This is a genomic window from Rhodococcus sp. NPDC057529, assembly GCF_042802055.1.
Taxonomy (GTDB): Bacteria; Actinomycetota; Actinomycetes; order Mycobacteriales; family Mycobacteriaceae; genus Rhodococcus_F.
This window is the reverse complement of sequence record NZ_JBHVEY010000009.1, coordinates 202,556-221,852: the sequence shown is the minus strand read 5'-3', so window position 1 is coordinate 221,852 and position 19,297 is coordinate 202,556. Positions and strand designations below refer to the sequence as shown.

The window sequence follows — 19,297 nt, the reverse complement described above, 5'->3', positions numbered from 1 at the left end:
GTGTCAGTCCGCCTGGCGGGACCGGGACGGCTCGTCGACTTCGGCGTCGTCCGCGTCCTCGACTCGGGGTTCCTTGTACGGGTCGGGGTCACCCGCGGGGGACGCACCGGCCGCGACTCGCGCGACCTCGTCGTCGGCGGCGCGAGCGCGGGCGAGGAGTTCCTCCATGTGCCGCGCCGTGTCGGGAACCGTGTCCGCGACGAACGTCAGCGTCGGCGTGAACCGGACTCCGGTGCCTGCACCCACCTTCGAACGCAGAACGCCCTTCGCCTTCTCCAGTCCCGCAGCCGCGGACACGAGATCCGGTTCGGATTCCAGGTCGGCGCCCATCACGGTGTAGTAGACGGTGGCGTCGTGAAGGTCGGCCGTCACCTTGGTGTCGGTGATCGTGACGAACGCCAGGCGAGGGTCCTTGATCTCGTGATCGATCGCCGTCGCGACGATTGTGCCGATGCGCTTGGCGAGTTTGCGTGCCCGGGCGGGATCCACCATGACAATCAGACTCCTCTCCCTGGCCGCTCGATAAGTTGTGAAGTTGCGTGTAGCTGTAGTTCATTCTGCACGCCGGGCCGCGGACGCGGCGGGCGGGCAGGGCGCCCCGAATCAGTCCTCGGGGCCGAAAATCCTTCGCCGGACCGCAAGGAGTTGCAGTTCCGGCATCCCGGCGACGTGCCGTTCGCACGTGTCGAGCACCTCGTGTACGTGATCGACCGCCGAACTCGCCATCGTGACGCCGAGCATCGACCGGCGGTACCGATCCTGTTCCCCGGTCTCCGCCGCCGAGACGCCGTAGCGTCGCAGCTCCGCCAGAACCGGTTTGACCATTGCACGCTTCTCTTTGAGAGATCGCACGTCACCGAGCAAGATGTCGAGCTCGAGCGCACCGACGTACAAACTTTCCTCCTTCGGGGAGACGTGCGCTCCCCCGGCCGATCGAGTCGGCCGAGGAAGCGCACGCCGGATGACGCTGCTGCGTCACCCCAAACGGATGGCGACTAGTCGCGCGGCTTTTCCCGAAGCTCGTAGGCCTCGATGACGTCACCGACCTTGATGTCGGAGTAGGTGAGCGTCAAACCGCACTCGTAACCCTCGCGTACCTCGACGGCGTCTTCCTTCTCCCGCTTCAGCGAGGAGATGGTGACGGTCTCGGCGACAACCGTGTTGTCACGCAGCAGCCGGGCCTTCGCATTGCGACGGATGGTACCCGAGGTGACGAGGCAACCGGCGATGTTGCCGACCTTGGACGAACGGAACATCGCGCGGATCTCTGCCTTGCCCAGTTCGACCTCTTCGTAGATCGGCTTGAGCATGCCCTTGAGAGCCTTCTCGACCTCGTCGATGGCCTGGTAGATCACCGAGTAGTACCGGATGTCGACGCCCTCGCGGTTCGCCAACTCGGTCGCCTTGCCCTCGGCGCGGACGTTGAACCCGATGATGATCGCGTTCGACGCAGCGGCCAGGTTGACGTTGGTCTCGGTGACGCCACCGACACCGCGGTCGATGACCCGCAACTGCACCTCGTCGTCGATCTCGATGCCGTGCAGGGCCTCTTCCAAGGCCTCCACGGTTCCCGAGTTGTCGCCCTTGAGGATGAGGTTGAGCTGCGACGTCTCCTTGAGTGCCGAATCCAGGTCCTCGAGGCTGATGCGCTTGCGGCTCTTCGCGGCCAGGGCGTTGCGCTTCCGCGCATTGCGCCGGTCGGCGATCTGACGAGCGATGCGGTCCTCGTCGACCACGAGCAGGTTGTCGCCTGCACCGGGGACAGACGTGAAACCGACCACCTGGACGGGACGTGAGGGCAGGGCCTCGAGCACGTCGTCGCCGTGCTCGTCGACCATGCGGCGCACACGTCCGTATGCGTCGCCGGCCACGATCGAGTCGCCGACCCGCAGCGTTCCGCGCTGGATGAGCACGGTCGCGACGGGGCCGCGTCCACGGTCGAGGTGCGCCTCGATGGCGACACCCTGAGCGTCCATGTCCGGGTTGGCCCGCAGGTCGAGGGCGGCGTCCGCCGTCAACAGCACTGCTTCGAGCAGCGCGTCGATGTTGGTGCCCTGCTTCGCCGAGATGTCGACGAACATGGTGTCTCCGCCGTATTCCTCGGTGACCAGTCCGTACTCGGTGAGCTGCTGCCGGATCTTGTCCGGGTTCGCGCCTTCCTTGTCGATCTTGTTCACCGCGACCACGATCGGCACGTCGGCCGCCTGGGCGTGGTTGATCGCTTCCACCGTCTGCGGCATGACGCCGTCGTCGGCGGCGACGACCAGGATCGCGAGGTCGGTGGCCTTGGCACCACGGGCACGCATGGCCGTGAAGGCCTCGTGACCGGGGGTGTCGATGAACGTCACGAGACGCTCGTTGCCGTCGAGCTCGGTCAGCACCTGGTAGGCACCGATGTGCTGCGTGATGCCACCGGCCTCGCCCTCACGGACGTTGGCCTTGCGGATCGTGTCGAGCAGTCGGGTCTTACCGTGGTCGACGTGGCCCATGACGGTGACCACCGGCGGCCGGGACTCGAGGTCCTCTTCGCCGCCTTCGTCCTCGCCGTAGGTGAGGTCGAAGCTGTCGAGCAGCTCGCGGTCCTCGTCCTCCGGGCTGACGACCTGGACGACGTAGTTCATCTCGCCGCCGAGCAGTTCCAGCGTCTCGTCGTTGACCGACTGGGTCGCCGTCACCATCTCGCCGAGGTTGAACAGTGCCTGCACCAACGCTGCGGGGTTCGCGTCGATCTTCTCCGCGAAGTCCGACAGGGAGGCACCGCGGGCGAGGCGAATGGTCTCGCCGTTGCCACGGGGCAACCGCACGCCGCCGACGGCGGGCGCCTGCATGGAATCGTATTCCTGGCGCTTCTGACGCTTCGACTTGCGACCACGACGCGGGGCGCCACCGGGACGACCGAAGGCACCTGCTGCCGCACCGCGCTGACCGGGGCGTCCGCCGCCACCGGGACGACCGCGGAAACCACCTGCGGGTGCTCCGCCACCGGGCGCGCCTGCGCCGGCACCGGGTGCTCCGCCGCCGCGGTATCCACCGCCGCCGCCACCGGGACGACCGCCGGGGGCTCCGCCGGGACGGCCGGGACGACCGCCGGGAGCGGGACGTGCCGAACGAGCGGGCATCGCGCCCGGGTTCGGGCGAGGAGGCATCGAGCCGGGGCTGGGACGGGGTCCACCCTGCCCCGGTGCCGGACGGGGACCGCCCTGACCGGGAGCCGGACGAGGACCGCCCTGACCGGGAGCCGGACGAGGACCGCCCTGACCCGGTGCCGGACGAGGACCGCCCTGACCGGGAGCCGGACGGGGTGCACCCGGGCGCGGCGCGCCGGGAGCGGGCCGGGGTGCCGGACGCTCCGCGGGAGCCGAGGAGTACGGGTTGTTACCGACGCGCGGAGGCTTCGGGCCGGGACGCGGTCCGCCGGGCTTGGCGCCCGTGGACGGAGCCGCGGGTGTGCTGGCCGCCGCAGGGGCGGCCGGCGCTGCCGGAGCCGGGGCAGCCGGGGTGGGGCGACCGGGCTTGGGAGCGTTGCTCGCCGGTGCGGCCGGGGTGGCTGCGCTCGCTGCGGGTGCGGCCGGAGCCGGGGCCTGGGGTGTGGCCGCGGGGGCTGCTGCAGCGGGTGCGGCCGGAGCCGGGGCTGCCGGCTTGGGGCCGGGGCGGGGTCCGCCCGGCTTGGCCGAGGTCGCGGGGGCACTCGGCGCGGGCGCGCCGGGCTTGGCAGCCGGACGGGCTGCGGAATCGGCCGACTTCGCCGACGGGAAGGATTCCCGCAGACGCCGGGCTACGGGCGCCTCCACCGTGGAGGACGCCGACTTCACGAACTCGCCCTGCTCCTTGAGCGTTGCGAGTAGTTCTTTACTTGTGACACCGAGTTCTTTAGCCAACTCGTGCACGCGGGCCTTGCCTGCCACTGCTCTCCTCACTGATGAGGTCGAGCAGGAGGCTCCCCTGAGAGGGGCCCGCACGACCTCGGGTTATCTCCGATGGACGATCATCGCTGGTGCTTCACGGTGTGCTCATGAGTGCTTGTGCCTGTTCTGTTCGAGAGGTACTGCTCTGGGTGGGTGCCCTGCGCGTACCCAGTGGTCGACTTCTGACGTGTCGACACTTCCGGACACTCGCAGCGCTCTGCCGAATGCTCGGCGTCGTTCCGCGAGACTCAGGCAAACCTCGACGGGGTGCAGCCACGCACCTCGACCGGGAAGCCTGCGCCTCGGGTCCGGGGCGAGAACATGACCTTGCGGCCCGCTCTCACCAACCACAACCCTGAGCAGATCGACAGCCAGCGCGCGCTCCCTACATCCTATGCATGTTCGGACCGGAGAACCGGTAGGAACGCGCGCAGAATCGGGATGCTCATGCTGAACCATTGACCACTCTACCGCCGACTTGCCCCGATCTCCGCATTCCCGGCTCAACGACTGGTCGCGGCGGGTCCGCCTGCCGACTCGGGAGCGGGTGCGGCGTCGCTGCGGATGTCGATTCGCCACCCGGTCAAGCGCGCAGCAAGACGGGCATTTTGCCCTTCCTTGCCGATCGCGAGGGACAGCTGGAAGTCGGGGACGACGACACGCGCGGCGCGGGCCTCCGGATCCACGACAGTGACGGAGACCACTTTCGACGGCGACAGTGCGTTGCCGACGAACCGGGCCGGGTCGTCGTCGAAGTCGATGATGTCGATCTTCTCGCCGGCGAGTTCACTCATCACATTGCGCACCCGCTGACCCATCGGACCGATGCACGCACCCTTCGCGTTCAGCCCCTGCACCCGCGACTGGACGGCGATCTTCGACCGGTGGCCTGCCTCGCGGGCCACGGCGATGATCTCGACCGAGCCGTCCGCGATTTCCGGAACCTCGAGCGCGAACAGTTTACGCACGAGATTCGGGTGGGTGCGCGACAACGTGATCTGCGGCCCCCGCTGCCCGCGGGCGACACCGACGACGTAGCACTTGAGCCGCTCGCCGTGCTCGTAGTTCTCGCCGGGCACCTGCTCGGCGGGCGGGATCAGGCCCTCGGCGCCGCTGGCCTCGCTCCCGATCCGCACCACGACCATGCCGCGCGAGTTCGCCCGGGTGTCGCGCTGGATCACGCCGCCGACGATCTCACCCTCGTGGGTGGAGTACTCGCCGAAGCTCCGCTCGTGCTCGGCGTCGCGCAGCCGCTGGAGGATGACCTGGCGCGCGGTGGTCGCCGCGATCCGGCCGAACCCTTCCGGGGTGTCGTCCCATTCCTCGCCGACCATGTTGCCGTCGGAGTCGACGTCGTGCGCCATCACCCGCACGATGCCGCTCTTGGTGTCGACGTCGATCCGGGCGTGCTGCTGATGCCCCTCGGTGTGCCGGTAGGCGGTGAGCAGCGCCGTCTGGATCGTCGAGATGACGGTCTCGATCGAGATGCCCTTGTCGGCTTCGATGGCGCGCAGCGCCGCAATGTCGATATTCACTTGTCCAACCCCTCTACTACTTCTTCATCTTCCGACGCGTCTGCGTCCGCGGGTGCCACGCGGCCCTCGGGTATTCCGCCCGCGAGTTCCAGCTCCCTCGGGTCGGGTTTCGAGAATTCCACCTGCACAACAGCTTTTTGAATCTCCGGGAGCGCGATGCGCCGAACGTCCGGACCGGTGCGCGAGCCGATCACCACCGCGACCGAGTCGCCGTCGAGGGTTCCGATCCGGCCGACGACGGTCTCGTGCGCAAGGTCGATACGGGCCTTGCGGCCGCGGGCCCGCCGCCAGTGGCGCTCGTGCGTGAGTGGCCGGTCGATGCCGGGAGACGTGACCTCGAGCGTGTACGGGGACTCCCCGAAATCGGACACCGCATCGAAGACTTCGGAGATCTCGTGGCTCAGGTTCGCGACCGCGTCGAGTTCGAGCCCGGCGTCGCTGTCCACCATGATCCGGACCGCGCTGTGTCTGCCCGCGAGGGTGACCGCAACGTCCTCCAAGTCGTAGCCCTGGCGTTGCACCAGATCGGAGATGAGCTCCGTCACCCTCTCCTTGGATGGAACCGGCATCGGGGAAGCTCCTCGTTTCAGTTGTCGCTCGTCGTGTGTCGTGGTCTGCAGGTCACCGTGCCGCACAGGGCAGCACCTCGAACCCGCCGGGACGGGTTCGAGCATCTAAGAGTAACGCCGATTCGAGGCGCCCGTGACCAGCCCCGGTGCTCGATTCCCGGGATCGCGGCCCGACCTGGCACCATGGACCGGTGCTCATGCCCACCGTCTCCCGGCCCCCGACATCCGGTCCGGCCGTGTCCCGGCGCACCGCTCTCCGGTTCGCAGCCGCCTCCGCGTTCGGCATCGCGAGCGTCCCCCTGCTGGCGGGGTGCGCCGACGGCGAGGACGCCGACACCGAGGTCGATTCACTGGTCGCGCAGTCGCGTCTGGCACGTCGCGACGCCGCGGGCGCGGCGGCGACCATCGCGCTGCTCCCCGACCGCGGCGCGGCACTCGAACTGGTCCGCGCCCAGCGCACCGCGCACGCCGACGCGCTGGACGCCGAAATTGCCAGGGCCGCAGGAACGTACCCGGACGGCACCGCGCCGACCACGTCCGCTCCCCCGTCGGCGACACCGACTGCACCCGCGCCTCCGCCCGGTCTCGAGCAGTTGCGGGCCGACCTGGCCGAGTCCCAGCGCAGTGCGGCCGACTCGGCCCGCGCGCTGACCGCGTACCGCGCCGGACTGTGCGCGTCGATCAGCGCCGCGTGCGGAACGTACCTGGCGGTGGTGCTGCCGTGACGACACCCACCGAAGCCGAGAGCACGAGCCTCGGCGACGCGCTGGCCGCCGAGCATTCCGCGGTGTTCGCCTACGGGGTGGTCGCCGCCTTCTCGAATCCCACGCGGGCGGAGCAGGTGGCCACCGCCGCCGCGGCCCACCGGGCCCGCCGGGACGAACTCCTGGACACGCTGACCGCGGCGGGTCTGACGGCCCCGGCCGCCGAAGCGGGCTACACGTTGCCGTTCCCGGTCGCCGACCCCATCACCGCCGCGCAGCTCGCGGCCCAGGTCGAGGCGGACACCGCGGTCGCGTGGCGGGCGGTCGTCGAGCACGGCGAGACGGCGGACACCCGCACGCTCGGCGTGACCGCGCTGACCGACGCCGCCGTCCGGGAGGCCACCTGGCGCGTGGCCCTCGGAACCGATCCGGTGGTCGACCCGTTTCCCGGCCAACCCTGACACGCAGGTTCCCGCCCACCGGGATCGTGCCCCCACCCGGCGCGCTCCCGGCTTAGCGTCTCTTCCGACACACTGAACGGCAACGGGAGGACGGCGGCGTGGACGAACGCTCGGTGGAGCAGCGTGTGGCGGACCTGGAGCGGGTGACCGCGATCAAGGCCCTCAAGTACCGCTACTGGCGAGCGTGCGACGGCAAGGATCCGGACGCGTTCCGTGCCTGCTTCGTCGCGTCCGGGGCGTCCGTCGACTTCGGCCCCCTCGGCCGGTTCGACGACGCCGACCGGCTCACGGACGTCTTCCGCAGCATCGCGCTCCACGAGGTGGACGGCGAGCACGTGATCCTGGACATGCACCACGGCTTCCATCCGGACATCGTGCTGCACAGCGACACCGAGGCGACCGGTACGTGGACGCTGCAGTTCCGCCAGGTCGATCTGCTGAAGCGGACGGAGACCGTGTCCGCCGGCGAGTACGACGACGCCTACCGCTTCGAGGACGGTGAATGGCGAATGTCGCGATGCCACTTCACCACTCGATGGTCGATCACCCGGCCGCTCACCGAGGACACGGTGGTCGTCCGGTGACCGCGCGGGTAGCTCTGGTCACCGGGGGAAGCCGCGGCGTCGGCAAGGGCGTCGCGACCGCGCTGGGAGCCGCCGGGTGGACCGTCTACGTCACCGGACGCGGCCCGGTCACCGCGGACAGCCCGTTGTCGGCGTCCGCGCGAGCGGTCAGCGACGCCGGGGGCAGCGGCATCGCGGTGGCGTGCGATCACCGCGTCGACGAGGAGGTGCACGCCCTGTTCGCCCGGATCTCGGACGAGCAGTCAGGCCGACTCGACCTGCTGGTCAACAACGTGTGGGCCGCCCCCGCGGGATTCGGCGGGTTCAGCACACCGTTCTGGGAACGGCCCCTCGGCGACTGGGACTCGCTGATCGGCGTCGGACTGCGCGCCCATTACGTCGCGTCGGTGGAGGCAGCCCGGTTGATGGTGCCCCGGCGGTCCGGGTTGATCGCGAACATCTCGTCGTTCGGGACCCGGGGACATCTGCACTCGGTGCTCTACGGCATGTCCAAGGCCGGGTTGGACAAGATGGCCAGCGACATGGCGGCGGAGCTGGCTCCGCACGACGTCCGCGCGGTCTCGCTGTGGCCGGGCATCGTGCGCACGGAGATGATCGTCGCCAGCGGGATGGAGACCATCGCCGGCTTTCCCGTGGCGGACGCCGAGTCTCCCGAGTTCGTCGGCGAGGTGATCAGCGCCCTCACCGCGGACCCCACCCTGCCCGACCGCAGCGGCCACACGTTCGTGACGGCGGAGCTGGCCGTCGAGTACGGCATCACCGACACGCAGGGCCGCACCCCGCCGTCGCACCGGGGACCGTTCGGCGGCGGTCCCCTGTTCTGAGCCGTGGCCGTCAGGTCACGTCGCGACAGCGGACGAGCCAGATCGTGCCTGCCGCGAACGCGGCGACGTAGCCGGCCAGGACGAGCACCGACGTGCCGCCGTCGAGGATGTTCAGGACTCCCGGGGTGGTGTCGCCGCCGAAGTCGCGCGGCGAGCCGGCCAGCGAGCCCGCGGCGGTGCCGGGGAGGAAGTCCGTCACCACCGACACGGGGTCGAGGACGGCAGCGACTCCGCGGAGCAGGTTCTCGACCACCAGCACCCACACGAGGCCGAGACCGACGGACAACGCGGGCCCCCGCGCGAGGGCGCCGACGAGGACACCCGCCGCGGTCCACATGGCGAGGATGAGCATCCCGGAGGCGAGGGCCTTCAGCATCGCCGAGGCGGCAGGCAGATTCGCCGGCTCCGATTCGACCGTGGCGACGACGGTGGCCACCCCGACGTCGACGGCCGCCACGGTGAGGACGAGTCCGATCACCACGGTCAGCAGCGCGAGGAGTGTTCCGGCGAGTGCGGCCGATCGCGAAGGGCCCTGGGTGAACACGGTCTTCCATGTCCCCCACCCGTAGCCGCTGCCGATGGTGAGCGCGCCGAGGATGAGCATCAGCGCACCCCCGAACATGGCCATGCCCTGGGTGAACACCTGGGGCACCGCCGAGGGCAGCATCTGCGCGAGCAGCACGTCCGGGGGCGCCGACGACGCCATGTCGGTGGTGCCGCCGGTCGCATAGGTGATGTAGTTGAACAGATAGACGAAGACCAGGTTCAGCACGATCCACGCGGCGAGCAGCACCCACATCGACGGCCACTTCCGCAGTCGGAGAAGCTCGGCTCGCGTACTGGCGATCACTGCATTCATGACATTCTCCTCGGTTCGTTGCTCGCCGTGCGGTCGCCGTGACTGCTGTCGGACGTCATCGCGAAGAAGACGTCCTCGAGCGACCGCTCCCGCCGCGACAACTCGTGCAGGTCGATTCCCGCGTCGACGAGAACACGGGCCACCTTCGGGGCCAGTTCCGGCGACACGGCGACGGCGAGCGCGTCACCCACCGTGTCGACGACGTCGCGCCCCAGCAGTTCCGCGAGGACCGCCGCGGCCCGTTCCCGCGGATCGGCGCGCACCAGCAGGCTGGTGCCGCCGCGCAGTTCGGCGACGGTGGACTGCGCGACCAGCTCCCCGCGTGAGATCACGCCGACGCGATCGCAGATCTCCTGCACCTCGCTGAGCATGTGGCTGGACAGCATCACGGAATGCCCGGAATCGGCGAGTTCGACTATCAGTTCCCGCATCTCGGCCATCCCCGCCGGGTCGAGACCGTTGGTGGGTTCGTCGAGGATCAGCAGGTCGGGGTCGCCGAGGAGTGCGGCCGCGACACCGAGGCGCTGCTTCATCCCGAGCGAGTAGGTGCGGAACCGGTCGTGCCCGCGATCGCGCAGACCCACCCGGTGCAGCGCGGATTCCACCGCGTCGTCCGGCAGCCGGCGGTATCTGCTCAGTACCCGCAGGTTGTCGCGCCCGGACAGGTAGGGGAAGAATCCGGGGCCTTCGATCAGCACACCGGTGCGCGCCGCCACCCCGCCGTCACCGGGTGCGCGCCCGAAGAGGGTCGCGGTCCCGGAGGTCGGCCGGACGAGGCCCGTGAGCATGCGCAGTGTGGTGGTCTTGCCTGCGCCGTTCGGTCCGAGGAACCCGTACACCTCGCCCGCCCGCACGGTCAGGCTGACGGCAGCGACCGCCGTGTGTTCGCCGTAGCGTTTGGTCAACCTGTCGGTGACCACGATGTCGGAAGTCATGGTTCCAGCCTCGGCCCCGCGGACGGCGCGCACATCCGCCTGCGCGCGTCTTCTCGCGTACGTGCCGCGGACGATGACAGCGTCGACGGATCGGGTCTACGTTCGGGTGGTGCACACCGACCGGAGGGACACGTCGATCACCCCGCGGGACGTCCTGATCGTCCTGGGCGTCGCAATCGTGCAGGTCGTCGGCAGTGTCGGCGCCAACCACAACCAGTCGTGGGCGACGCCGCTGGACGCGGCGGGCTTCGTGTTGCTGGTGTGCGGTCCGCTCGCGCTGCTCTTCCGGCGACGGTCGCCGGTCACGGTCCTGCTCGTCGTTCTCGCCGTCACGGTCCTGTACGTCGGAAGGAGTTACGGGTACGGCCCGGTGTTCCTGTCGCTCGTGGTCGCGTTTCTCGGCGCGGCGACGGCCGGGTCGCGCTGGCACACGTATCCGGCCCTCGCGGTCGGTTACGTGCTGATCGTCTTCGCCGTGCCCGCCGTCTCGGCCGCCGAGACTCCGTCGCTCCTCGCTCTCACCGGCATCGCGGCCTGGCTGCTGGTGCTCCTCGCCGCCGCCGAGATCATCCGTCAGCGACGCGGGACGCTCGACGCCCGCAGGCAACGCGCCGAGGCGGCGCACCGCAGCACCCTGGACGAGCAGCGCCGGCGGGCCAGCGAGGAGCGGCTCGCGATCGCCCGCGAGCTGCACGATGTTCTGGCACACAGCCTTTCGCTCATCAACGTGCAGGCCTCGGTCGCACTCGAGCTGTGGGACAGCAGACCCGAACAGTCACAGGAGGCGCTGGCCGCGATCAAGATCGCGAGCCGCGACGCGATCGGCGACGTCCACACACTGCTGACGTCACTGCGCGGCGGCGACGGCCCGCCCACCGCGCCGACCGCCGGGATCGTGGACCTGGACGGCGTGGTCGAGCGTGCCCGTGCCGCGGGTCTCGCGGTCACCACGGTCGTCGAGGGCACGCCGCGGCCGTTGCCTGCCGTGGTCGACGTCGCTGCGGCGCGCATCGTGCAGGAGTCGCTGACCAACGTGGCCCGCCACTCCGGCGGCTCGTCCGCCGACGTCACGGTGACGTACTCGCCCGAATCCGTCCGCGTCCGGATCGACGACGACGGCCGGGGCCCGGACGGCGCGCCGTCCGGTGGCGGCGGAAACGGCATCCCCGGCATGCGGGAACGCGCCCGCGCCCTCGGCGGTGAGCTGACCGCCGGGAGCGGACCTGGTGGCGGCTTCCGGGTGCAGGCGACACTCCCCCTCGCCCACGACACGGCGGGCCGGGCATGACGATTCGCGTCCTCGTCGCCGACGACCAGGCCCTCGTGCGGGCGGGTTTCGCCGCCCTGCTCGACGCCCAGCCGGACATCACCGTGGCCGGTCAGGCCGAGAACGGTGAGCAGGCGGTGAGCCTGACCCGGACTCTGGTTCCCGACGTCGTCCTCATGGACATCCGGATGCCGGTGCTCGACGGACTGGAAGCGACCCGGCGGATCGCCGCCGATCCCGCGCTGTCCGGTGTGCGGGTGGTGGTGCTCACCACGTTCGAACTCGACGAGTACGTCTTCGAGGCCATGCGCGCGGGGGCGACGGGTTTCCTGGTCAAGCACACCGAACCCGCCGAACTGGTGCGGGCGGTCCGTGTGGTGGCCGACGGGGATGCGCTGCTGTCGCCGTCCGTGACGCGGAAACTGGTCGCGGAGTTCGCGACCCATGCCAAACAGCCACCCCACTCCAGCCGCCTCGACGGCCTCACCGATCGTGAACGCGAGGTGATGATCCTGATCGCCGAGGGTCTCACCAACGCCGAGATCGGCTCGCGGCTGTTCCTGAGCCCGGCCACCGCCCGCACGCACGTCAGCCGGATCCTGCTGAAACTCGGCGCCCGGGACCGCACACAACTGGTGGTCCTGGCGTACGAGTGGGGCCTGGTCCGGCCGGGCTGGCAGGACTGACGACGACCGGTCCTGCCCGCTCAGGTCGACGCCAGGACCGCCTTCGACCGTCCCGGCATCAGGGCGGCGGCGGCGACCGCGACCGCCACGGATCCGGCTCCCACGTACAGAGCCGGCGCGAGGGCGTCGATGTACCCGGTCGGCGTGAGGCTGCCGCCCGCACCGAGGAACACCGCGGTCAGCAGCGCGATCCCCAGCGCGACTCCGATCTCCCGGAGCGTCGCGTTGGTCGAACTGGCCGTGCCGTGGTCGGCCTCGGGCATGTCGGCGAGGACGGCCGTCGCGTTGGGGGCGAACGTCAGACCCATTCCCGCACCGGCCATCACGAACGCCGGAACCATGCTGCCGTAGGTGGCGCCGGGGACGATGAGCGACGCCATCCAGAGCAGTGACAGTCCCTGCAGCACCAGTCCGGTGACGAGGAGGGTCCGGACGCCCAGCCGAGGCGCGAGCAACCCCGCGATCGGCGCCACCACCATCGGTGCCGCCGTCCACGGCAGCGTTCTCAGGCCGGCCTCGAACGGGGAATATCCCATGACGATCTGGAGGTACTGCGACAGGAGGAAGACGGCACCCATCATTCCCAGCGTGAACGTCAGCCCGATCACGTTGGCCAAGAAGAACTGACGGGACCGGAACAACCGCAGCGGCATCACGGGAAACGGTGTGCGCAACTCGCGCACCACGAACGCCGCGAGTAGCACCCCCGCTGCGACGAGGGCACCGAGAACCGTGGCACTGGTCCAGCCGTCGTCGTTGCCGTGCACGATGCCCCAGACTCCGAGGAACACCGCGGCCCCGGCCAATACGACGCCGAGCGGATCCAGCGGTTGCCGCTTCCCCTTCGACTCGCCGAGCGCGTAGAGCGCCAACGGGATCGCGACCGCGGCGACGGGAACGTTGATCCAGAACACGGCCTGCCACGACACCCCGTCGACGACGGCGCCGCCGATCACCGGGCCGAGAGCGATTCCGAGCCCCGAGACGCCGCCCCAGATCCCGATGGCGAGGGCCCGCGCCGCGAGCGGCACGGCCCCGGCGAACAGGGTGAGCGAGAGCGGCATGATCGCGGCCGCGCCGACGCCCTGGACGGCCCGCGCCGCGATCAGCATCTCGGAGGTGGTCGACAGCGCCGAGGCGATCGACGCCAGCGCGAAGAGCACTATGCCCCAGAGGAATACACGCCGGCGCCCGAGCCGGTCGCCGAGCGCCGACAGCGTCAGCATCAAGGTCGCGAAGGCCAGCGTGTAGGCGTTCATGAACCACTGCAGCTGCCCCACCGACGCACTCAGGTCGCGTTGGATCACCGGCAGGGCGCTGGTCATCACGAGGTTGTCGAGCGTGGCCATGAACATCGGGATCGAGGCGGCGGTGATCGCCAGCCACACCGGCACCGTCCGGCCGCGGCGATGCCCCGGGGGCGGCGCCGCCGACTCGTGGTCGAGGCGTTCGGAGAGTGTCGTCATGACGGGACCTCACATCCGAGTCGGGGTTGAGGAAGCAGAAGTTGTAAGCATCAGATGATTACTTATTTCGGAGACTAGTAATCAACTGATAACATGTCAACATGGCCTCGCCCGTGAAACAGACCCGCATGAGCGCGACGGAACGGCGTGAACTCGTACTGGCGGCCGCCTCCCGCGCGTTCGCCAGGGACGGCTATCACGGCACCAGCACCGACGCCGTCGCACGCGAGGCGGGGGTGTCGCAGCCGTACGTGGTCCGCATGTTCGGTTCGAAATCGCGGCTGTTCGCCGACGTCTTCGACCGCGCGATGTCCCGGATCCTCGAGACCTTCGAGCCCTGGTTCGACGGTGTCGCCGCCGACCCCGAGAACGACGAATCGTGGCTCCCGATGGGCGTCGCGTACACCGAACTGCTCGAGGACCGCGACCTCCTGCTGGTGATGATGCACGGCTTCACGTCCGGCGCGAACCCGGAGATCGGCGCACTGGCGCGCGACTGGATGTCCCGGCTCTACACACAGATCCGTACGCGCACCGGCTGCAGCCCCGAACGGGCCCGCACCTTCATCGCCAACGGAATGCTGCTCAACACCCTGCTCGCCATGCAGGTGCCCGAACATGCCGGGCAGGATCCGGCGCTCGAGGAACTCGCCGTGTGCGCGTTCGGGAACACCCTGGACGCCGCGAGCTCCGAGAACTGATCCGTGATCGGCGATTTCCGCTCTTGATCTTGCTCATCGGACACACGGCGGGGCACGATGGAAGCGTGCGGAAGGGGTGTAGCCGTGGACCGAGCCGTTGAGTCTCGACTGAGCTATTCCGACAGGGAGGGTCACCACCACACCGTGGACCTCTCCCCCACTTCCGCGCGCGTCACGATCGGACGGTCGCCCGGCTCCGATCTACTCCTCACGGAGGACGACGAGGTCTCGCGCCTCCACGCCGTGCTCGAATGCGTCGGCTCGCACTGGACCATCCTCGACGACGGACTCTCGCGTAACGGCACGTTCGTCAACGGCGAGCGGCTCGCCGGCCGGCGCCGGCTCCGGCAGGGCGACAGCATCCGCATCGGCGGAACCAAGATCCGGTACCTCGAATTCGGCGGCGCCCTCGACGAGGCCACCCGGATGGGGACCGACATGCCCGACGTCCGGTCCCTGACCGACACCCAGCGAGCGGTCCTCACGGCGCTGTGCCGGCCGTACAAGCACGGCGCCGCGTTCGCGAATCCCGCGTCGAACCAGCAGATCGCGCAGGAGTTGTTCCTCAGCGTCGACGCGATCAAGACGCATCTGCGCGCATTGTTCGCGAAATTCGGCGTCGGCGATCTTCCGCAGAATCAGAAGCGGGTCAGCCTGGCCGAGCGGGCCATGCGCAGCGGCATCATCAACGAGCGCGATCTCTGATCAGCACGCGGCCATCAGCTCGCGGTCGTGCGCGGCCGTCTCACCGTGGGCGATCCGCTCGACGAGTCCGATGATGGCGAGCGCGACGTCGGCCGCACGCTCGAGGATCACCGAGTGACCCGCCCCGTCGACGCTCACGAGTTCCGAAGCGGGGAGCTTCGAGGCCATCGCGACCGAATGCTGGAGCGGGGTGAGCATGTCCACCGAGCCGCACAGGATCAGCGACGGGATGTGCGCGAGCGCGGCGAGGGAGTGCCGCTCGTCGAACCCGAGCAGGGATTCCAGGAAGCTCGACATGGTGACGACAGACGTGGTGTTGGCCATCGCCGCGACCAGTGCGGCCAGGCGGGGGTCGACGACCCGGTTGCGGGCGCCTGCCGCGCGAGCGATCGCCGTGCAGACGGTGCGGCCTACCCGCTTCGATCCGTGCACGACCCGCGGCGCGCGACGCACCGCGGTGCGGAACAGCGACACCGCGGGGCTGCGCAGGTGCCGGCCGAGGCCGGCCTCGGCGAGATCGCACGCCGCGGTGGAGATCAGGGCCATGCCCACGATCCGCGAACCGATGGTGTGCGGGTTCTGCCGGGTGTAGGACAGCGCGGTCATCCCGCCCATCGAGTGCCCGACGAGGACGACCGGGCCGTGCGGTGCGACGGCGTCGAGCACGGAACCGAGGTCGCGGCCGAGCTGATCGATCGTGTAGGTGGCGGCCGGCGCCTCCCCCGACTCACCGTGCCCCCGGTGATCGTAGAAGACCATGCGAACATCGTTGCGCCAGAAGCGGACCAGCTGTTCGCGCAGCGCCCACCAGGATTCGGTGCGCAGGCAGTGACCGTGGACGAACACCACCGTGGTGGCCGCGTCGGGCGAACCGAACTCGCGAACCGCGAGCGGGACCCCGTCGTCGGTCCTGACCGTGAGGCGACGACCTTCGTGCTCATGTGCAACCGGGGTGTTCGTCATGATGGCCTCCTCGGTTTCTTCGCTCGCGGCTGGTGAAGCGTTACGTCCTTGCTTGTCCCCTACTCTGCCGCGCACCGTCTGCACCAACCAGGACCCCCAGTGGTGGCCACCGCACCCGGAGGTGTCGCGCATTCCACCCCTGGGGTGGGTGGACACGGGCATGCCGGTCATCCCCCTCGGCGAGGAGGCATCCGCATGCAGTGCCGGCGCGGAAGGACCCCGGATTCGTCCCCTCGTGAGTTCCGATTCCGGGGTCCCCGCCGCGACGAAGCAACCGGTCCGGGTCGCCCGCGACTGGAGGGTGTTCTCTGCTGCCGTTTCAGGATGCGGTGTCCGGACGGGCACCACCAGGCACCCCGGGGTGGGGAACCCGTCACCCCCAGGGAAGGCCCGGACCGCCCTGGCCGCCGAAGTCGTGGCCGCCGACGCTCGTTCCACCGGGCCCGGCCTTGATTCCGTCGACGGCGATCGGCCCGACGTGCGGGCCGCCGATGTCGACGTTGCCGCCCTGTGCGTTCGGTCCGGGAGCAAGGGTGCTCACGGAGGGATCGTCGGACGGGGCGTCCGGCGCCGCCGACGCGATGCCTGAGCCCGCCGCGAGGACGAAGAACGCGGCCGCGACGGTGGCACCCGTGCGTGTGAGGACAGTGGAGAAGCCGAAGGACGTCGACATGGGAAGAACCTTTCGAAGTGCGTGACAGGGGGCGGGGTGGGCGGTACGGGCATGGCGCCGAGGGGCCGGCACCTGACGGTGTCGACCCCTCGGCGTTCAGTGAGATCGAGCGATCACGACTCGGTCAGAAGCAGAAGACGAACCCGCAGTTCTGGGTGTTGTCCGTGGTGGTCGTGTCACCGGCACCCGCGCCTCCGTTCGCGGAGCCGCCGTTCGCATCCCCGGCATTGCCTCCATTGGCATCCCCGGCGTTCCCGCCGTTTCCTCCGTTGCCACCGTTGCCGGCGTTCTGGGGACCGGTCGTGGTGCCCGGGCTGCCGATCACCGGACCGCCCAGCACGACGTTTCCACCGGAGCCGTTGCCGCCGTTGCCGCCGGCACCGCCCTGAGACGTGCCGCCGTTGCCACCCTGCGAGGTGCCGCCCGGTGCCGTGCCGCCGTTGCCACCCGGATCGGCGGAGGCGATTCCCGCTCCGGCCGTGAGGGCGAAGCCCGCGATCGCGAGAGCGGAGAGGGTGCGCTTGAAGGTGTGTGCCATGTGTGGATCTTTCTGTGGGGGTGGGGTTTTGCTTGCCACATAAGAATGCGCTGAGAGCGCCCACCCGGACAGATACCCCAGGGGGCGCAAGCGGCACCCCGAGGGATGACGCCGCCCCACCCCGTGGAGCCGGGACTACGGGCGCATTTCGTACGCCCCGTCGTACCCTTCCACCTGCGCCCACACCCGCGAGAATCGTTCCGCGTCCACGACGGGCCGGCGGATCGCGCCGAGCGCCCACTGCTGCTGAGCCTCCGTGGCGGACGATTTACCGTGCAGCGCAACGGCATAACGAGAGAAGTCGCGAATCTGGAAGTCGAAGATCTGGTCGATCAGGTCGCGGTCGATGCCGGCGATGCCGGCCTGCTCGAGAATCAGGTGCCCGTACACCACGAGCGAGAACAGGTGCCCGAGGTCGAGCAGGAAGTCGAGGTCCTTCTGCTGGTCGGCGTCGGGCGGGGCGGTGGTGAGCAGTTCCCGCAACGCCGTCGCCTGCTCGTGGAACCGGGCCACGTTCGGGACGTCCGAATGCGCCTCGTACACCGTCGTCCAGTCGTGGAACCGGATCTTGCCCGCACCACGGGTCGGTCCCTGCGCCCAGAAGAAGGCGTCGTCGGCGGCGTCGAGCCGGGTGCCGACCTCCGGGTACTCCGCCGGGTTGAGCAGGTAGTTCGGCATGAACTTCAGGATGAGGCCGACGTTGACGTGCACGGTGCCCTCGAGCTTCGGCAGGGTGCCGATCAGCTGGGCGGCCTCCCGGAAGTAGGTGTTCTTCTCGTAGCCCTTCGCCGCGATCACGTCGTGCAGGAGCGCGATCACCTTCTCCCCCTCGGAGGTGACCTTCGCCTTCGTCATCGGGTTGAACAGCAGGTACCGGCGGTCGTCGAGACCGGCGCTGCGGAAGTAGTCGACGGAGCGGGCGCTGAACAGCTTCATCGCGACCAGCCTGCTGTAGGCGTCGACGAAGTTTCCGCGCACATGCGGGAAATCGGTGACGGGGTTTCCGTACAGAATCCTGTTGCGCGCGTGGGTGATCGACTCGTAGAACGCATGCTCGGAGATACCGATAGAACCCGTGCACAGGTTGAACTTGCCGACGTTGACCGTGTTCAGCGCGGCCTCGAACGCGGCGACCCCGGTGTGCAGGATGTCCTCTTCCCGGACCGGGTAGTCCTCGAGCCGGAACGTGCTGACGTACATCTGGCCGTGCACCACGTTGCCCTGCAGGTGGTACGCCGGGTGGCGGCTGTCCGCGACGAAGAAGACGTAGCCGTCGCTGCCCTCGACATCGGTGCGCCTGCCGAACACCGACACCATGCCCGCGACGTTGCCGTTGCCGATGTAGTACTTGTCGCCGCTCGCGGTGAACGCGAGATCCGGGTCACCCTCGGCAGGGGTCAGCAGCATGTCCGTCGAGTAGACGTCCGCACCGTGCTCGCGCTCCGACAGACCGAACGCCAGCACCCCACCGTCGTCGAGGAGCCTCGCGGCGCGATCCTTCGCAGCCCGGTTCCCGCTCATCCAGATGGGGCCGAGACCCAGAACCGTCACCTGCCACGCGTACCAGTACGCCAGCCCGTAGAACCCGAAGATCTCACTGAGCGCGGCGTTGCGTGCGGCATCCCAGCGTTTGCCCGGATCGCCGCCCGCCGACTCGGCAGGCGTGAGGAACGTGGCGAACAGCTTCTCCCGTTTCACGAACTCCAGGAAGTCCTCGGGCCAGACCGCCTCGAGATCGTCCTCGATGAGCCGTTTCTTACCCCGCGACTCGAACCACTCGATCAGCGCCCGCAGCAGTCTGCGCGTCTCCGGATCGAAATGCTCGGGATCGTAGGAGTTCGGATCGAACAGCAGGGAGTTCGTCACAGCAGGCCTTTCGTCCGGACGTGTCAGGCCAAGCTAACAGTCCGGGCGAAAGGCGT

Annotated in this window: 21 protein-coding genes; 8 read left to right on the top strand and 13 right to left on the bottom strand. The window is 69.4% G+C overall.

Going from position 1 to position 19,297, the window contains the following annotated elements; all coding sequences use genetic code 11:
• Positions 1-3: 3 nt before the first annotated feature.
• The 6 genes from rbfA to rimP all read right to left on the bottom strand — a co-directional run bounded on the left by rbfA (position 4) and on the right by rimP (position 6,009).
• Positions 4-492, bottom strand: a complete 489-nt coding sequence (rbfA, locus tag ACFU5V_RS19810) for a 30S ribosome-binding factor RbfA (RefSeq protein WP_015890370.1) — start codon at positions 490-492, stop codon at positions 4-6.
• A 111-nt stretch (positions 493-603) separates the two neighbouring features.
• Positions 604-894 (bottom strand): DUF503 domain-containing protein, encoded by a 291-nt coding sequence (locus tag ACFU5V_RS19805; protein ID WP_015890369.1) that lies wholly within the window; start codon positions 892-894, stop codon positions 604-606.
• 101 nt (positions 895-995) lie between these two features.
• Positions 996-3,905: a translation initiation factor IF-2 gene (infB, locus tag ACFU5V_RS19800; RefSeq protein ID WP_378701346.1), complete on the bottom strand. Its 2,910-nt coding sequence runs from the start codon at positions 3,903-3,905 to the stop codon at positions 996-998.
• A 105-nt stretch (positions 3,906-4,010) separates the two neighbouring features.
• Positions 4,011-4,364, bottom strand: coding sequence for a YlxR family protein (locus ACFU5V_RS19795; RefSeq protein ID WP_378431037.1), 354 nt, complete (start codon positions 4,362-4,364; stop codon positions 4,011-4,013).
• A 44-nt stretch (positions 4,365-4,408) separates the two neighbouring features.
• Positions 4,409-5,440, bottom strand: a complete 1,032-nt coding sequence (nusA, locus tag ACFU5V_RS19790) for a transcription termination factor NusA (protein ID WP_072937876.1) — start codon at positions 5,438-5,440, stop codon at positions 4,409-4,411.
• Positions 5,437-6,009, bottom strand: a complete 573-nt coding sequence (gene rimP / locus ACFU5V_RS19785; RefSeq protein ID WP_378431035.1) for a ribosome maturation factor RimP — start codon at positions 6,007-6,009, stop codon at positions 5,437-5,439. Before rimP ends, nusA begins: the two co-directional genes overlap by 4 nt.
• A 197-nt stretch (positions 6,010-6,206) precedes the next feature.
• Here rimP and ACFU5V_RS19780 point away from each other — a divergent pair, with 197 nt between their 5' ends.
• The 4 genes from ACFU5V_RS19780 to ACFU5V_RS19765 all read left to right on the top strand — a co-directional run bounded on the left by ACFU5V_RS19780 (position 6,207) and on the right by ACFU5V_RS19765 (position 8,582).
• Complete coding sequence (locus ACFU5V_RS19780) at positions 6,207-6,734, top strand: hypothetical protein (RefSeq protein WP_378701344.1); 528 nt, start codon at positions 6,207-6,209, stop codon at positions 6,732-6,734.
• Complete coding sequence (locus tag ACFU5V_RS19775; RefSeq protein ID WP_378701342.1) at positions 6,731-7,174, top strand: ferritin-like domain-containing protein; 444 nt, start codon at positions 6,731-6,733, stop codon at positions 7,172-7,174. The genes ACFU5V_RS19780 and ACFU5V_RS19775 overlap by 4 nt, the downstream gene beginning before the upstream one ends.
• A gap of 98 nt (positions 7,175-7,272) precedes the next feature.
• Positions 7,273-7,758: a nuclear transport factor 2 family protein gene (locus tag ACFU5V_RS19770; RefSeq protein ID WP_378431033.1), complete on the top strand. Its 486-nt coding sequence runs from the start codon at positions 7,273-7,275 to the stop codon at positions 7,756-7,758.
• Positions 7,755-8,582 (top strand): SDR family NAD(P)-dependent oxidoreductase, encoded by an 828-nt coding sequence (locus tag ACFU5V_RS19765; protein WP_378701340.1) that lies wholly within the window; start codon positions 7,755-7,757, stop codon positions 8,580-8,582. The genes ACFU5V_RS19770 and ACFU5V_RS19765 overlap by 4 nt, the downstream gene beginning before the upstream one ends.
• A 10-nt stretch (positions 8,583-8,592) precedes the next feature.
• Here ACFU5V_RS19765 and ACFU5V_RS19760 read toward each other — a convergent pair whose 3' ends face one another.
• Together ACFU5V_RS19760 and ACFU5V_RS19755 are read right to left on the bottom strand one after the other, a co-directional pair.
• Positions 8,593-9,441, bottom strand: a complete 849-nt coding sequence (locus tag ACFU5V_RS19760) for an ABC transporter permease subunit (RefSeq protein ID WP_378701338.1) — start codon at positions 9,439-9,441, stop codon at positions 8,593-8,595.
• The gene (locus tag ACFU5V_RS19755; RefSeq protein WP_378431030.1) at positions 9,438-10,376 is read right to left on the bottom strand and encodes an ABC transporter ATP-binding protein; all 939 of its coding nucleotides are present in this window, start codon (positions 10,374-10,376) and stop codon (positions 9,438-9,440) included. The genes ACFU5V_RS19760 and ACFU5V_RS19755 overlap by 4 nt, the downstream gene beginning before the upstream one ends.
• A 73-nt stretch (positions 10,377-10,449) precedes the next feature.
• Between ACFU5V_RS19755 and ACFU5V_RS19750 the strand changes: the two genes are divergently transcribed.
• Together ACFU5V_RS19750 and ACFU5V_RS19745 are read left to right on the top strand one after the other, a co-directional pair.
• Positions 10,450-11,664, top strand: a complete 1,215-nt coding sequence (locus tag ACFU5V_RS19750) for a sensor histidine kinase (protein WP_378701336.1) — start codon at positions 10,450-10,452, stop codon at positions 11,662-11,664.
• The gene (locus tag ACFU5V_RS19745) at positions 11,661-12,329 is read left to right on the top strand and encodes a response regulator (protein ID WP_378701334.1); all 669 of its coding nucleotides are present in this window, start codon (positions 11,661-11,663) and stop codon (positions 12,327-12,329) included. The genes ACFU5V_RS19750 and ACFU5V_RS19745 overlap by 4 nt, the downstream gene beginning before the upstream one ends.
• A gap of 20 nt (positions 12,330-12,349) precedes the next feature.
• Here the strand turns inward: ACFU5V_RS19745 and ACFU5V_RS19740 are convergent, their stop codons facing one another.
• Positions 12,350-13,795 (bottom strand): MFS transporter, encoded by a 1,446-nt coding sequence (locus ACFU5V_RS19740; RefSeq protein WP_378701331.1) that lies wholly within the window; start codon positions 13,793-13,795, stop codon positions 12,350-12,352.
• A 101-nt stretch (positions 13,796-13,896) separates the two neighbouring features.
• On the opposite strand from ACFU5V_RS19740, the gene ACFU5V_RS19735 reads away from it, so the two are divergent.
• Complete coding sequence (locus tag ACFU5V_RS19735; RefSeq protein ID WP_072937867.1) at positions 13,897-14,496, top strand: TetR/AcrR family transcriptional regulator; 600 nt, start codon at positions 13,897-13,899, stop codon at positions 14,494-14,496.
• A 57-nt stretch (positions 14,497-14,553) separates the two neighbouring features.
• On the top strand, positions 14,554-15,201 hold the full coding sequence (locus tag ACFU5V_RS19730; protein WP_072937866.1) for an FHA domain-containing protein: 648 nt from the start codon (positions 14,554-14,556) through the stop codon (positions 15,199-15,201).
• On the opposite strand, the gene ACFU5V_RS19725 is transcribed toward ACFU5V_RS19730, so the two are convergent.
• From ACFU5V_RS19725 to ACFU5V_RS19710, 4 genes are all read right to left on the bottom strand, one after another.
• Positions 15,202-16,164, bottom strand: a complete 963-nt coding sequence (locus ACFU5V_RS19725; RefSeq protein WP_378701329.1) for an alpha/beta fold hydrolase — start codon at positions 16,162-16,164, stop codon at positions 15,202-15,204. It lies immediately after the preceding gene.
• Positions 16,165-16,537: 373 nt separating this feature from the next.
• On the bottom strand, positions 16,538-16,837 hold the full coding sequence (locus ACFU5V_RS19720) for a hypothetical protein (RefSeq protein ID WP_378431023.1): 300 nt from the start codon (positions 16,835-16,837) through the stop codon (positions 16,538-16,540).
• 124 nt (positions 16,838-16,961) lie between these two features.
• Complete coding sequence (locus ACFU5V_RS19715; protein ID WP_174705457.1) at positions 16,962-17,375, bottom strand: hypothetical protein; 414 nt, start codon at positions 17,373-17,375, stop codon at positions 16,962-16,964.
• Between the two features lie 135 nt (positions 17,376-17,510).
• Positions 17,511-19,241 (bottom strand): acyl-CoA dehydrogenase family protein, encoded by a 1,731-nt coding sequence (locus ACFU5V_RS19710; protein ID WP_378431022.1) that lies wholly within the window; start codon positions 19,239-19,241, stop codon positions 17,511-17,513.
• Between the last annotated feature and the right edge of the window lie 56 nt (positions 19,242-19,297).